General features: G+C 65.2%; 16 protein-coding genes. 8 read left to right on the forward strand and 8 right to left on the reverse strand.

Translation table 11 applies throughout. The annotated features are described in order from the left end of the window. The first annotated feature begins 93 nt into the window (after nucleotides 1-93). From B015_RS0101335 to B015_RS0101355, 5 genes are read left to right on the forward strand one after another with little or no spacing between them, the layout of a single operon-like run. On the forward strand, nucleotides 94-393 hold the full coding sequence (locus B015_RS0101335; RefSeq protein WP_018425847.1) for a hypothetical protein: 300 nt from the start codon (nucleotides 94-96) through the stop codon (nucleotides 391-393). A 25-nt stretch (nucleotides 394-418) separates the two neighbouring features. Further along, nucleotides 419-712 (forward strand): 2Fe-2S iron-sulfur cluster-binding protein, encoded by a 294-nt coding sequence (locus B015_RS0101340; protein WP_018425848.1) that lies wholly within the window; start codon nucleotides 419-421, stop codon nucleotides 710-712. 42 nt (nucleotides 713-754) lie between these two features. After that, entirely contained in the window at nucleotides 755-2,209 is a 1,455-nt protein-coding gene (locus tag B015_RS0101345) for an aldehyde dehydrogenase family protein (RefSeq protein ID WP_018425849.1), read from the forward strand. A gap of 1 nt (nucleotide 2,210) precedes the next feature. Next, complete coding sequence (locus tag B015_RS0101350; RefSeq protein WP_051091881.1) at nucleotides 2,211-2,966, forward strand: sulfite exporter TauE/SafE family protein; 756 nt, start codon at nucleotides 2,211-2,213, stop codon at nucleotides 2,964-2,966. After that, entirely contained in the window at nucleotides 2,963-3,883 is a 921-nt protein-coding gene (locus tag B015_RS0101355) for an ornithine cyclodeaminase family protein (RefSeq protein ID WP_018425851.1), read from the forward strand. The genes B015_RS0101350 and B015_RS0101355 overlap by 4 nt, the downstream gene beginning before the upstream one ends. A gap of 9 nt (nucleotides 3,884-3,892) precedes the next feature. On the opposite strand, the gene B015_RS0101360 is transcribed toward B015_RS0101355, so the two are convergent. From B015_RS0101360 to B015_RS0101405, 8 genes are all read right to left on the reverse strand, one after another. Further along, nucleotides 3,893-4,453, reverse strand: coding sequence for a LysE family transporter (locus B015_RS0101360; RefSeq protein WP_018425852.1), 561 nt, complete (start codon nucleotides 4,451-4,453; stop codon nucleotides 3,893-3,895). A gap of 155 nt (nucleotides 4,454-4,608) precedes the next feature. Continuing rightward, nucleotides 4,609-4,875, reverse strand: a complete 267-nt coding sequence (locus B015_RS0101370) for a YjhX family toxin (protein WP_026226767.1) — start codon at nucleotides 4,873-4,875, stop codon at nucleotides 4,609-4,611. A 208-nt stretch (nucleotides 4,876-5,083) separates the two neighbouring features. Continuing rightward, nucleotides 5,084-5,428: a hypothetical protein gene (locus B015_RS0101375; protein WP_018425854.1), complete on the reverse strand. Its 345-nt coding sequence runs from the start codon at nucleotides 5,426-5,428 to the stop codon at nucleotides 5,084-5,086. A 585-nt stretch (nucleotides 5,429-6,013) separates the two neighbouring features. Beyond that, entirely contained in the window at nucleotides 6,014-6,655 is a 642-nt protein-coding gene (locus B015_RS0101385) for a GntR family transcriptional regulator (protein WP_026226768.1), read from the reverse strand. Between the two features lie 124 nt (nucleotides 6,656-6,779). Further along, on the reverse strand, nucleotides 6,780-8,330 hold the full coding sequence (locus B015_RS0101390; RefSeq protein ID WP_026226769.1) for a carboxylesterase family protein: 1,551 nt from the start codon (nucleotides 8,328-8,330) through the stop codon (nucleotides 6,780-6,782). Nucleotides 8,331-8,346: 16 nt separating this feature from the next. Further along, the gene (locus B015_RS0101395) at nucleotides 8,347-9,360 is read right to left on the reverse strand and encodes a 2Fe-2S iron-sulfur cluster-binding protein (protein ID WP_018425858.1); all 1,014 of its coding nucleotides are present in this window, start codon (nucleotides 9,358-9,360) and stop codon (nucleotides 8,347-8,349) included. Nucleotides 9,361-9,398: 38 nt separating this feature from the next. Next, on the reverse strand, nucleotides 9,399-9,878 hold the full coding sequence (locus tag B015_RS0101400) for a heme-binding protein (protein ID WP_018425859.1): 480 nt from the start codon (nucleotides 9,876-9,878) through the stop codon (nucleotides 9,399-9,401). Nucleotides 9,879-9,958: 80 nt separating this feature from the next. After that, nucleotides 9,959-10,690 (reverse strand): iron-containing redox enzyme family protein, encoded by a 732-nt coding sequence (locus tag B015_RS0101405; RefSeq protein WP_018425860.1) that lies wholly within the window; start codon nucleotides 10,688-10,690, stop codon nucleotides 9,959-9,961. A 226-nt stretch (nucleotides 10,691-10,916) separates the two neighbouring features. Between B015_RS0101405 and B015_RS0101410 the strand changes: the two genes are divergently transcribed. The 3 genes from B015_RS0101410 to B015_RS0101420 are packed head-to-tail and all read left to right on the forward strand — an operon-like array spanning nucleotide 10,917 to nucleotide 13,653. After that, on the forward strand, nucleotides 10,917-11,489 hold the full coding sequence (locus tag B015_RS0101410) for a sigma-70 family RNA polymerase sigma factor (protein WP_026226770.1): 573 nt from the start codon (nucleotides 10,917-10,919) through the stop codon (nucleotides 11,487-11,489). Next, complete coding sequence (locus B015_RS0101415) at nucleotides 11,486-12,151, forward strand: hypothetical protein (protein WP_018425862.1); 666 nt, start codon at nucleotides 11,486-11,488, stop codon at nucleotides 12,149-12,151. Before B015_RS0101410 ends, B015_RS0101415 begins: the two co-directional genes overlap by 4 nt. Continuing rightward, a complete protein-coding gene (locus B015_RS0101420) occupies nucleotides 12,148-13,653 on the forward strand; it encodes a S8 family serine peptidase (protein ID WP_018425863.1) in 1,506 nt (501 codons plus the stop codon). The genes B015_RS0101415 and B015_RS0101420 overlap by 4 nt, the downstream gene beginning before the upstream one ends. The last annotated feature ends 52 nt before the right edge of the window (nucleotides 13,654-13,705 follow it).

The raw sequence follows: 13,705 nt of genomic DNA on the forward strand, positions 1-13,705 counted from the left end.
CAGCCGAGCCGGAAGGCGCGGCACTTCCCGAACAATTTTGCCGGCAATGCTTCGGTGGCGTCGGCGTGATCAGCAATCAGCACGAGGTGGACAATGTATGTGGTTCTGACGACCAAGCCGGGCGAATTCCGGACCGAGATGAGCCCCGGCGTACAGCCGGTCGAGACCTATGACTACATCTTCTACGGCCGCAAGCGCGCCAGCTTCACCATCGCCAAGCTGACCGATCAGGACCAGACGCGCATCCGCATCGTCGAGGACGAGCCGCCGCAGATCGAGAACAACGTGCCCTGCAAGCTGTTCGAGAAATTCTCGTCCGTCGAGGAAGCCCGCCACGAGCTCAAGACGCTGACCACCTACGGCAGCATGGACATCCAGCTCAAGCTGGTCTGACCGGCCAACAGCATCGAACGCGCCGATGATCAACATCACCTTCATCACCAACGACAACAAGCAGGTGTCCGCGCCCGAAAACAGCAATCTGCTGCGCGTGTCGCTGCGCGAGAAGGGGGGCATCCCCTTCAAATGCGGCGGCGGGCTGTGCGGCACCTGCAAGTGCCGGATCGAGACCGGCATCGAGAACACCGATGCCGTCAAGCCCAAGGAACGCAACCACCTGACGGCAGACGATCTCGCCGCCGGCTTCCGCATGGCCTGCCAGACCTTCGTGCTCGGCGACGTCGCCGTCTCCTGGGTGCCAAAAGGACGCTGACGCGCCTTCGAACGCAGAACGACTTCCGAAAGCAAACGACCAATGACTGAGCGACACCTGAACTACATCGCCGGCGAGTGGCAGCCCGCTTTCGGCGGCGCCACTTTCGAGGACCGCAATCCGGCCGACGAGCGCGACCTCATCGGCCTGTTCCCGGATTCGGATACCGTCGATGTTTCCGCCGCCGTTGCCAGCGTCTCAACGGCCTGGCCGGCCTGGGCGGCGCAGTCGCCGGAGGTTCGCGCCGACGTGCTGTTCCGTGCCGCCGACATCATGGCCCGTCGTGCCGACGAGATCGCCGCAGAGCTGACCCGCGAGGAAGGCAAGACGCTTAACGAGGCGCGCAACGAGGCAAGGCGCATCGCCGCCAACTTCCGCCTCTATGCCGGCGAGGCGCTGCGCCTCAATGGCGAGACCTATCCGAGCGAAAGCGCCCAGCTGGTGCTGTCTCTGCGCCAGCCGGTCGGCGTGGTCGCCGTCATCACCCCGTGGAACTTCCCGCTGTCGATGGCCGCCCGCAAGCTTGGCCCGGCCCTTGCCGCCGGCAACGGCGTCGTCTTCAAGCCGTCCGAGGTCACGCCCCTGATGGGCCAGCGCCTCGTCGAGGTGCTTCTTGAGGCCGGCCTGCCGCCCAAGCTTGTGGCGCTCGTCCAGGGCAAGGGCGCCAAGGTCGGCCAGGCGATCACCGCGAGCGCAGGCGTCGATGCGCTGACCTTTACCGGCTCCTATGCGGTCGGCAAGCAGATCGCAGCGTCGCTCTCCACCGACACCCGCGTCCAGCTCGAGATGGGTGGCAAGAACGCGACCGTCGTGCTTTCAGACGCCAGCATCGACAAGGCCGTCGCCACCATCGAGCGCGGCGCCTTCGGCCTCACCGGACAGGCCTGCACCGGCACCAGCCGTGTGCTCGTCGCTCGCCCGCTCTATGCCGAACTGGTGGCGCGGCTCGAAAAGTCTGTTGCCGCCATCAAGGTCGGGCCGGGCACGGCAGACGGCGTGCAGATGGGCCCGCTTGCCACCCGGGCGCAATACGACAAGGTTTTGGCCTATGTCGGCATCGCCCGCGAGGAGGGCGGCCGCGTCGTCGGTGGCGATGCTTTGCGCGAGGCCGACCAGAGCCTTGCGCATGGCTATTTCGTTCGCCCCGCCGTCGTCTCCGATCTGCCGGAGACCAGTCGCCTTTGGCGTGAGGAGATTTTTGGACCGGTAGTCGCCATCCGTCCCATCGACAGCCTAGACGAGGCGATCAGGCTGGCCGACGATACCGAATACGGCCTCGCCGTCTCGCTGGTGACCGGCGATCTGCCGTCGGTGCTGCGTTTCGCCCGCGAGACCCAGCACGGCATCGTCAAGGTCAACAGCCCAACGACTGGCGTCTCGCTCAACGCGCCGTTCGGCGGCCTCAAACATTCGAGCAACCAGGCGGCCAAGGAGCAGGGCGGCGCCAACGTCATGGACTTCTACAGTCGCATCAAGAGCGTCTATCTTGGGGCCTGACATGCTCCAGCGCCTGACTGAGCTGATGCCCGGCGACTTCGTGCCGGGCCATCTGTTCGGCATGGGCGCCATGGTCTTCGTCGCCGCCTTGCTGCAGGGCATAGGCGGTCTTGGCTTTGCCATGGTTTCGGCGCCGCTTGCAGTGCTGTTCTTTCCCGAAATGGCGCCCGGGCCGCTGCTGGTGCTCGGTGCCGGCCTGGCGCTGCTTGGCCTGCTCCGCGATTTCGATGCCGTCGACTGGCCGAGCGTCACCACGCTGATGGTCGGGCGTGCCGGCGGCACGCTGCTTGCGGGCGCGACGCTCGCGGCCTTGCCCACCAATGCATTCTCGATCGTCTTTGCTCTGTTGATCCTCGCGGGCGTCGGCCTCAGCTTCGCCGGCTGGAAGGTCAGGGCATCTCACCCCAACATGGCGATCGCCGGCCTCGCCTCGGGGCTGATGGGCACCATAACCTCGTCGGGCGCGCCGCCCTTCGCCATTGTCATGCAATATGTGCCGCCGCGTCAGATGCGGGCGACCATCAGCTGTGTCTTCTTCGCCGGCGCCATCCTGTCGCTGCTGATGCTCGCTTACGTCGACCGTTTCACACTGCCGCAGCTCTGGCTCGGCATCCTGTTGTTCCCGCTGATGCTCGGTGGCTTCTTCGTCTCCGGCCGGTTCCATCGCTATTTTTCGCCGCGTGGTGTTCGTTTGCTTCTGCTCACCATGTCCGGGCTCGGTGCGCTTGGCATTCTCGCGAGGACGGTTGTCCAATGAGCCTGCCTCACATCACGGATGAACTGGTCGAGGCAGCCGTCTCCGCCGCCGATGCACGCGCGACGCTGGCCGATGCCTTCCAACGTTTCGGGCGTGAGGAAGCGGCGATGCAGCCACGCATCCGCAGCGAGGCCGCTGGCATCAAGTTGTCGACCCTGGGCGCGGTCATCCCCGGTCAGGACGTGGTTGGCGCCAAGGTCTACACCACCATCAAGGGCCAATTCTCCTTCATCATCCTGCTGTTTTCCTCGGTCGACGGCCGCGCGCTCGCCACCTTCGATGCCGGCGCCATCACAAGGCTGCGCACCGCCGGCTGCTCTGTCATCGCAGCACAGCAACTTGCCCGTCCGGAAGCTGCGACGCTCGCGGTCTTTGGCTCCGGTCCGCTCGGCCGGGCACATGCCATCCAGATGGCCGAAGTCTTCCCGCTCAAGCGTGTGCTGTTGGTCAGCCGCTCGTCCGATCCTGCCCTGGCGGCCGGGTTGGAAGCTGCCTGCGGCGTCCCTACGCGACTGGCCACAGCAGAACAGGCGGCGTCAGAGGTCGACATTCTGATCACCGCCTCGCGCTCGCCATCAGCGCTGTTTTCCGGTGACCTGCTCAAGCCCGGGTCTTTCATCGCCGCCGTCGGTTCGAGCCTGCCCAACACGCGCGAGCTCGACGACCGGGCAATGGCCCGTGCTTCGCTTGTCGCCGTCGAATGGCGCGAACAGAGCCTGCGCGAGGCCGGCGATCTCGTGCTGGCAGATTCCGCGGCGCTCACGCCGGACAAGATCGTCGAACTCGGCGAGATCCTTGCCGGCAAAGCACGCGGCCGCACCAGCGCGGACGAGATCACCATCTACAAGTCCGTCGGTGTCGGCTTGCAGGACATCGCGTTGGCCGGATTGGCTTATCGGCGGATCGTCGGCGGCTAGCCGTGGACGTCAGGCGTGGGCCGCGCTGATGGCAGCGGCCACCGAGAAGCCGCCGACGATCAGGGCCGCCGCCCGGTAGGAGTGCCGGCGGAGCGCCGCCGGAAGTGCCGCGCCCAGTGCCGTCCAGCCGATGCCGGCCAGCGAGGAAAGCAGCACGAAGCAGGCCACGCCGGCCGGCTGACTGTCTGCCATCAGACCCGGGATGACGATGGTGCCGACCAGCATCGCCTTGGGGTTCAGCATAGTCGTCACGATCACGCGCCAGAATGCACCCTGCCTCGCCTTGATGTCGGGCACGACCGGCTGCCGCCACAGCCTGGCCGCCGAAACCAGCAGCCAGGCCGACGCGATGGCCCTCATGACGGCGAGCGCCACTGGCGTGCCGTGAAACTGCTCCTGGAGCACCAGGAACAGGCTGACGGCAAGTGCATAGCCCAGCGCCTCGGCCAGAGGCAGGTGGAGCGCCTTGCGCAATCCCATCGCCGCGCCCGATGCGGCCAGGATGGTGTTGGTCGGCCCCGGCGTCAGCAGGATGGCCAGGGATGCGGCGACAAACGACAGGACTGACATCGGGGTATCCATGGCTGCGTGAAGCTCTCGGCCATTTATGCCCGCGCATGGAGGCCGACCTTGACCCAGGTCAAGCCGTCGTCCAGCAGTCATGCTGGGACGACGACAATCTGCGCCATCGCCTCTGAAATTGCGCCTGCGCCGATCGTCTGCCTCTACCCTTTCTTCGCGGCCTGTCGAGCCTGCTGCAGGCTGACCACTCCGTCCCTGGAGATCGTGTAGTTGCCGCCATTTCGGGACACGACCAGCCGCTTGGCTTTCAGCACCTTGAACTCGGCGAGGCCGGCGCCCTCGAGGGACCAGCCCTCGCGGGTGACGAACGATGCTTCCAGAGGTCGGTTCCTGGCGTCCTTTTCAAGGATGATCGTGCCGCCGAACGACAGCACTTCGAGCGCTTTGCGCTCCTTCTTCGAGATGTTCATGATGTTGAGTGTCCGCAATCCCGGCGACCAGGCACCGGGCGTCATCCATTATGGCAAGCTGTGGGCTCACCGATTTGGCTGAACACGGCCCCGGTCCACGCAATGCGTGAAGCGGGGCTTTAGCGGGACTCAAAAGAACAGGTCATGATGGTGCGGAGCTATAGGTCCGATTGCGGCGGGCTCAAGGCGGCCCCGCCGGCGATAGCGGTCAGCGACCCTGCAAAACCCGGATCAGCTTGCTGTTGTCCGCCGTGCGGGAATCGAGATTGACGTAGTCCTGGTAGGTGATGCGGTTGCTGGCCATGCCGTTGATCAGGCGCTTGCAGAAGGTGGCCGCATAGTTCTTCGGATCGATGTTGAACACCGCGGCCATCTCGGCCTTGTCCTTGGCCGAGCGGGCATTCTCGTCCTTGATGCAGCTGTTCATCGTTTCGCGCTTGAGGGCAGGGCTGCCGGCCAGAGTCGTCTGGGCGGTCTTGTATTCGCCTTGAGACATGGTGGTGCAACCAGCGAGAATTACGGAGATGCCGAGGAGCGCAGCCAAACGAATCATTCTTACACATTCCAAATGTTCTGAATATTTTTCTCGAAATGATCAGAACTGAATGCTGCCTGCAATCGCAAAGGTATTTCAGGAAAACTTGATATTAAAGGATCGAACTGGCGATGTCGTCCAGACAAGTGCTTCGGTGTCTACCACCACCGTGGACTTGGCTCGCATATGATCATGTAGCATTGCATGTAGCGAGCATATTCGGCCGTGCTCGGTTGCGGCCATTTGCGGCTGTCGCTGTAGCCTTTCAGCAGGCTGGAGCACTCGCTCCTCTCGGGATCCATGAAGTCGAAGACGATTGTGGCAGGCGAAATCATCGTCATGCCCGCCAAGATGAGGCACCCAAGACCTGCTGTCAGGAAAAGGTGGACATTGCGCATGGATACACCAAATACAGGAAAGGTGAATTCTTGCGACTACATGCCGAAGGCATCAAGAAATACGGATAAGAAGGCGTTTACGTCAAGTCGTCAATTTGGAACGACTTGACAGTGCAAAGGGATGGCCCACGCCATCTATGGGACGGCGCAGGTGCTTATGGCGCCGACTTCATTTGCCGTTGGCAAAACCGATGGTCGCTGCCGCCTAATCCTGCGGAATTTCCGCGGCATTGTAGACATGCCGTGCGGCGAGCAAGGCCGCGAGTTCGCTGTCCCCGGCGATCACGGCGCGCAGGATGCCGGCATGCTCTTCCCAGTTCTGGCGGCCGCGGCGCTTGCTGACAGGCGCAAACAGCATCACCGTGCGGTCGCGCAGCGAGCGCACCATGTCCTGCAGCACCGAATTGGCGGCAACAGTCGCCAGCGCCTCGTGGAATTCGGTGTTCTGGCGCGACAGAAGAACGGGATCATCGGTGTCGGCGAGCTTTGCGCCGTCGTCGAGGATCTTCTGCAGGGCGGCAATCTGCTCGGGGTCATGGCGCTTGGCCGCAAGCTTGGCGTTCAGCGCCTCGAGCGTCGCGCGCACTTCCACCAGTTCGTGCTTCTGCTCTTCGGTGAAAACGGTGACGGATGCGCCGCGGCGCGGCTCGATGGTGACGATGCCCTCGGCGGCGAGCTCGCGCAGCGCCTCGCGCACCGGCATGCGCGACACGCCCATCTCTTCCGAAAGCTTGCCTTCGACCAGTCGTTCGCCGACGCCGATCTCGCCGCTGACGATGCGCTCGCGCAGCGCATTGGTGATCAGCTTGGTCAGTGGCGCGTGAATTTCACCCAAAATGGCGGTCATGTGCACTTCCTGGTAGCGGTGCGAATCAACCTGCGGAAGCAATTCCTTAGGGAGGATGATACAGGCGAGCAAGGATTGATTACAATATTCAATCCTGCGCAGCTTTTGGGATGATCCGGGCCGTTCATGCCGCGATCTCCTTCCACAGCCCGAGTCTTGCGCCGCCTTCGAGTGCGCCGAAACGCGAGACGCGACGCTGCTCGCCAAATGTCATGACAGTTGCTTCAGCGGCCTCGGGGTCGAGCGGCCGCCAGTCGTGCAAATGAGCAGACGGCGTGCCATCGCTCACGAAGGCGGCCCACGCCGCCATCATTGCCGTGGAAAGAGCGTCAGCCTCTGCACCTGCGCCTATCTTGCCTGAGAGATGCGGATGCCCGTGCATGCCGAAGACGAAGGGCACGCAGGCCGCATGTGGCGTGCCGCCGGTTTTCGCCAGTGGCCAGGCGAGATCGTAGAGGAAGGCCGGCTGGCCGCATCCCGCATGCCGCTGCGCCAGCCGCAGGATTGGCGCCCGGAAGACGAGGTCGCCATAGATCGCCAGCCATCGCACGGTGGCGTCGGTGCCCGGCATCGCCTCGCGATAGGCCTCATCAACCATCTCAGGGCTGAGTGCGTCCTCAAAAGCGTAATGCAGCGGCAGGAGCCTGGCGATGGCCGCGCCAAGTGCCGCCTCATCGGCGGGTGGCGCCAGCGGCGACAGGCTGGTGCCGTCGGGCAGGGCGAGGTCGTACCAGAATTTCGCCTCGTCGCGGGTGAAGCCGGTGAGTAGCGGCACGTCGGCCGGTTGTCCGTCATGCGGCCATGCGAGTACCAGCTGGCCATCGAGCGTCGGCGCCGTGCGCGGCCGTGGGAACCGTCCGGCAAAACCGCCGTCGCGCAGCAACGCCGCCTCGCGCTTGACGATGTCCATGCCGTCGAGTGCGCGCAGACCACCAGCATCGGTGCCTAGTGCCGCCGCCACCGCCTCGGTGTACTCGGCCGCCTCGTCCAGTCCGACGAACATCGGCGGGCGAAACAGTGGTGGGCTCTGGGCGATCACACCACGAAACAGGCATCGGCACGCGGGGTTCTGGGCCATCAGCACGGCGTTTGCCGCCCCGGAGGATTGCCCCGCCATGGTAACCCTGGCCGGGTCGCCGCCGAACGCTTCGATGTTGTCACGCACCCAGCGCAGCGCCGCGATCTTGTCCTGCATGCCCCAGTTGGCGTTGAGACCTGTCTCGGGGTCGGTAAGATCGGGATGCGCCAGCCCGCCCAGCGGCCCGAGCCGGTAATTCGCCGTCACCACCACGATGTCGTGCTCGCGCGCCAGCCGGCTGCCGTTGCACGCGGCAGCGCCGCCATGGCCATTGCGTGTCGCCCCGCCATGGAACCACACCATGACGGGAGCGCGCCGCGCGTTCTCAGGTGCCCAGACGTTGAGCGTCAGGCAGTCCTCGTCCATGCGTTGGATCGGCTCGTTCAGCCATGTCTGGCTGCCGCTGAGCAGTTGCGGTGGCGCAGCGCCGATGCGGTCGGCGGCGCGAATGCCGCGCCAGCCCGGATGCGGTCGCGGCGAGCGCAGGCGGAGTTCGCCGACCGGTGCCGCCGCATAGGGAATGCCAAGAAAGCGCCCGACGCCGTCGCGGCTCATTCCCGCGATACGGCCTCCTGATGTCTCGGCGACGCTGTCCATGTGCGGCCTTTGGCGCCTACTCCGCCGGCACCAGCGTGTGCTGGAAATTGAAGGCGTCGGAATAGATGAAGCCGGGATTGGCACCGCGTTCGACGAACAGTTTCTTGGCGCTGGCGATCATGTTGGGCGAACCACACATGTAGATGGCGTGTTCGGAGAAGTCGCCGATGTCCGCGGCCGCCACTTCCTGCACATAACCCTGCCGCCCATCCCAGTCCGGCCCGGGGCGAGAAAGCACCGGCACATACTGGAAGTCGCACAGCCGCTCGCCCCACGACTGGATCTCGTCATGCAGATAGAGGTCCTCTTCCGTCCGCATGCCCCAATAGAGGCTGACGGGCGGGCAGTCGGGATCGTCCATCAGCGATTCCAACATGCTCTTGATCGGTGCCAGTCCGGTGCCGGTCGCCACCATCAACAGTGGCCGGAAGTCCTCCTTGCGGCAGCAGAACAGGCCATGCGGCAGATCCACATCCAGCCGGTCGCCGGGCTTGAGCGTGCTCAGGTGCCCGTCGGTGAAATGGCCGCCGCTCACCCGACGGATGTGCAGGTCAACGGTGCGGCCGTTTGGCGTGGAGGCCATGGAAAAGCTGCGCTTGTTGCCGTCGCCAAGCATGACGTTGAGATATTGACCGGGCCGATAGACCAGCCCTTCGGCATTGGGCAACGCAAGTGTCAGATGCACCACGTCGCGGCCGATCGCCTCGACGGCTGCCACCTCGGCGGTATACCGTTCCGGGTCCGAGCACGGTTCCATCGGCCGTTCGGTCGAGATCACGAGGTCGCTCTCGGGCCGCGCCTGGCAGGCCAGTGCGAAGCCCTCATCCTCGTCTTCGGGCGACAGCGCCAGCGGATATTCTTCGTAGCGCACGCAGCCTTCCATCAGCCGCACCCGGCAAGTGCCGCAGCCGCCCTCGGTACAGTCGTGCAGCAATTGCACGCCCTGGCGGATCGCCGCCATCAGCACGGACTCTTCCGAATCGACGGTGAACTGATCCTCGGTCTCGAGGACGCGCACAACATGGCCCATCCATGTCTCCACTGAAGGCTGGGGCGGGTAGCCCGCTGCTATTTCTTGATGTCGGCCTGCACCATCACCTTGTGGCCTTTCGGCTCCAGCAGTATGGCCAGCGCCTGCAGCGCCGCCAGCCCGCAGGCGATGTCCTGTTCGCCATTGCCGCCGCTCAGGCCGACGCCGCCGATTACCTCACCATCGACGACGACGGGAAAGCCGCCGACAAAGGCGGCGAAACGGCCCTCGAAGCTGAGCTGGATGCCGAAGGCTTCGTTGCCCGGCAGGGCAGGGCCGTTCGGCGGGGTGGTGAACAGGTGGGTCGAGCGCTTGTGGCCGGCGGCGGTGAAGGCCTTGTTCCAGGCGATCTGTGGCCCGGTCACCCGCGCGCCGTTCATGCGTTCGAGCGCGATCGGATAACCGCCGTCGTCGGCGATGCAGACGGTTTCGGGAACGTTCAGCTCCAGCGCCTTGGCCACCGCCGCCGCCACCATGACGCGGGCTTCTTCGACTTCGAGTTTGAGGACCTGCTTCACGTTTCCGTCCCTGTCATGCCTATGGCTTTATTGCGCTTTTCGGCGGGGCCCGAACATATGCCCCGCCGCTTGCCTCCTGGTCAGGCGGCGAGGTTCAGTTCTTCGAGCGGCAACTCGGAGGCGACGTAGTCATTGTAGAGCGCTGTGGTGTAGAGCAGGCGCATCTGGGCGCCGACCTCGCAGATCTTGAGGCAGCGTTGCTGCATCTCGACGCTGCGGGCATGCTCCAGAACGATCTGGTAGCCGCGTTCGCCGTGGATCTCGTCGGAGACGATATGCAGGTCGAAGAATTCGACCTCCTCGTCGGTGAAGCCGTATTTTTCTCGCAGCGTGGGCGTCTGCTTGCGGTAGATAGACGGCACTTGGGATTCCAGGCCCACCACGAGGCCGGCGACGGCGACGATGGGATCTTCGCGCATGGCGACGGAGTAGCACCAGCTCTGCAGGGCGCGCGTCGTCGGCGACATGTTCTCGGGGTCACGAATTCTGGCGGCCGTCGTGCCGCAGGCCTCACCGAAGCGGATCAGCAGATCGGTATGGCGGTCGCCGCCGATCTCTTCCTCATACATGTTGGCGAGCAGGAAATCCTTGGCCTCGGTGTAGCCCTCGGGCATGCGCGCGTAGATGTAGCCGAGGTAGTCCGCGAACGGTCCGACATAGTGGTAGTGGTTCTCGGCCCAGCGGGCGAGGTGCTCGCGGCTCAGCTTGCCGCTGGCCCAGCCGACGCTGAAGGGCGACTTGTTGGCGCTCTTGCCCTTGATGGCGTTTTCGAGCGCGGTGCGGAATTCGTCCGGATTCATGGCGACGGTCATTCAATGCTCCCCGAGGGCTACTGGCCTGTTCAATTTGGAATACTGTATACCAAATTGCTTTGCGTGCAAGCCCTGGCATTGCGCCGGACCCTCCCGCCTGGGTTGCCGCCCATCCACTGGTCAGGCAGCGGCAGTTCGGTTAGCTTTGTTTGTCCGAAACAATCGGGTGAACCTTTTTGCGGCGACACGCGACTATGCAGACAGGAGCCCGGCGGTGACCCCGGCCATGAACATCGCATCCGACCCCATGTCAGATCGCGAGCTCGTCGGCCGGGTCGCAAACGGCGACCGCGCCGCCTTGCGGCTCCTGTTCACGCGTCACCACGCACGGGTCTACCGTTTCGTGGCGCGCCAGACGGGATCTGAAGCCGTGGCGGATGATGTAGCAAACGAGGTCTTTCTGGAGTTGTGGCGCCAGGCGCCGCAATTCGAGGGCCGGTCGGAGGTGTCGACCTGGCTGCTCGGCATTGCGCGTTTCAAGGCGTTGTCCCAGCTGCGCAAGCGCAAGGAGGACTGGCTCGACGACGACGATGCGGCGGCCGTGCCCGACGATGCCGACACGCCCGAGGTCGTCACAATGAAAAAGGACAAGGGGGCCGCCCTGCGCGGCTTCGTCAATGCACTGGCCGAAGAGCACCGCACGGTCATCGACCTTGCCTATTACCATGGGAAATCGGTGACCGAGATCGGCGAGGTGCTCGACATTCCGGTCGCCACCGTCAAGACGCGGATGTTCTACGCCCGCAAGAAGCTGGGCGAGGCCCTCAAGGCCGCCGGATATGACAGGGGCTGGCCATGAGCGCTGCCGAAAAGATGACACGCCGAGATGAGATCGAGACGCTGCTGCCCTTCTACCTCAACGGTACGCTTGAAGGAGCGGAGCTGGCAGCCGTCGAGGACTGGCTCGCCAGCGATCCCGCCGCCATGGATGCGCTCGAAGCCGCCGAGGCCGAGTTCTCTGGCACTATGGCCGCCAACGAGGCGATGCGCCCGCCCGCCGATGCCCTGAGCCGGTTCTCCAGGATGCTCGAGGCCGAAGCCGGCCCCGCGCGTGAGCGCCGGTCTCAATCCTTCCTGGCACGCGCCTGGCAGGGTTTCATGGGCCTGCCGGTCGGCGTCGCCTGGGCTGCCGCAGCGGCTCTGCTCGCCTTCGTCGTCGTCCAGGGCGTCATGGAACGGCCCGGCGCCGGCGGCAACAATTTCGAAGTCGCCGGCACCGGCGAGGACGCAGCAAAACTGCCCTTCGCGCTGGTCACATTCAAGCCGGACGCCAGGATGTCCGAAATCGCGGCACTGCTTGGCGACGAAGGCGCAAGCATCATCGACGGCCCGACCGTAAGCGGCGTCTTCCGCGTCGCCATCAAGGCCGAAACGGTCGCCGACTACGATCGCATCCTCGGTGTCATCGCGGCGTCGCCGGTCGCCGACACGGTGACCGCTGGCCGGAAGCCTCAGGGATGAAGAGGCTTGGGGGCAGGGCCTGGCTGATGCTGGTGGCGGCACTGTTCGCCGCCAGCCCCGCCTTCGCCCAGACCAACGACCCAAACCTCACGCCCGAGCAAATCGACTGCCTGAGCAAGGCCACCGCCGCAACTGCCGCCGACTGCCTGAAGCCAGGCGGCGGAGGCGGAGGAGCGGGCGGCAGTGGCGCCGGAGCATCCGTCGGCCTGCCCGACATGCTGGTCGATCTCTTCGCCAATCCGGGTGGACCTTCTGCGCCCTCGACCACGTCGCCGCCATCGACGGTACCTCCGTCCAGCGTGCCGGTGCCCACGCCCAATCCGCAGCGCGGCGACGGCGGCCAGGCGTCCGCCTCCGATCCCGCCAGCTCGACGCCCTCTCCGCCGGCGCCGCCGCCGAACCAGGCATCGCCTCAGGGCACAGCCCTTGCTGTGGCGCCGCGTGCTATCGAGGGCGCCTTCGTGCCTGACGAGGTGCTGGTGACGGTCGATGGCGGGCCCGCAGTCGCGCAGGCAGTCGCTCAAAGCTTCGGCCTCGATATCCGTTCGCAGCGCCAGTCGCTGCTGCTCGGCACAAGCCTCGTCCGCTACGGCATCCCCGACGGCCGGCCGGTCCCGATCGTGCTCGCCCAGCTCGCCGGCGATGGCCGCACCACGGCGCGCGAGCCCAACCACATCTACGAGCTGCAGCAGGCGGCCGCTGCACCCAATTTCGCCTTCCAGCGCATCGCCCTCGACGAGGCCGAGGCCAACGGCGAGAATGTCGGCATAGCCGTCATCGACACCGCGCTGGACGACACCCATCCGGCTCTCAAGGACGTGATTGCTGGCGAGTTCGATGCCATGCCCGGCGTCAAGATCACTGCCCGCGACCACGCCACCTCGGTTGCCGGGCTGATCGCCGGCAAGGGCGCGTTCAAGGGCATGGCCCCGGGCGCAAAAATCTTCCACGCCCGTGCCTTCGAGGGCGGCAAGTCCAACATGGGCATCATCCTCGACGCGCTCGACTGGGCAGCAGCGCAGGACGTGCGCATTGTCAACATGAGCTTCGTCGGGCCCAAGAACGCGCTGCTCGACCAGGCCTGCCGCGCCGCCCGTGCTCGTGGCCTGATCCTTGTCGCCGCAGCCGGCAACAACGGCCCCGGCGCACCCTATGGCTACCCGGCAGCCTACAACGGCGTCATCGCCGTCACCGCCACCGATGCGAAAGACGCGCTGATGAAACAGGCCAACCGCGGGCCTTATGTCTATGTCTCGGCGCCCGGCGTCGACCTCATGGCGCCCGTCGGCGGGGGCGTCGATCTCGTCACCGGCACGTCCTTCGCCGCTGCCGTCGTCAGCGGCGCCATCGCCAATATCTTGCACAAGGCGCCCGACCGCAGCGCCGACTGGGTGGAGAAGGCTCTCGCCGACACGGCCGTCGACCTTGGCGAAAAAGGCCGCGACGCCGACTTCGGCTTCGGGTTGATCAACACGAAAGCGGCTGAAGCGGTGAAGGAGTAGCGGCGTCCTCTGTTTTGCGCCAGGTGGAAAGCCCACCGAGGTGGAGAGCCAC

Source organism: Hoeflea sp. 108, from assembly GCF_000372965.1.
In the GTDB taxonomy this organism is placed as follows: domain Bacteria; phylum Pseudomonadota; class Alphaproteobacteria; order Rhizobiales; family Rhizobiaceae; genus Aminobacter.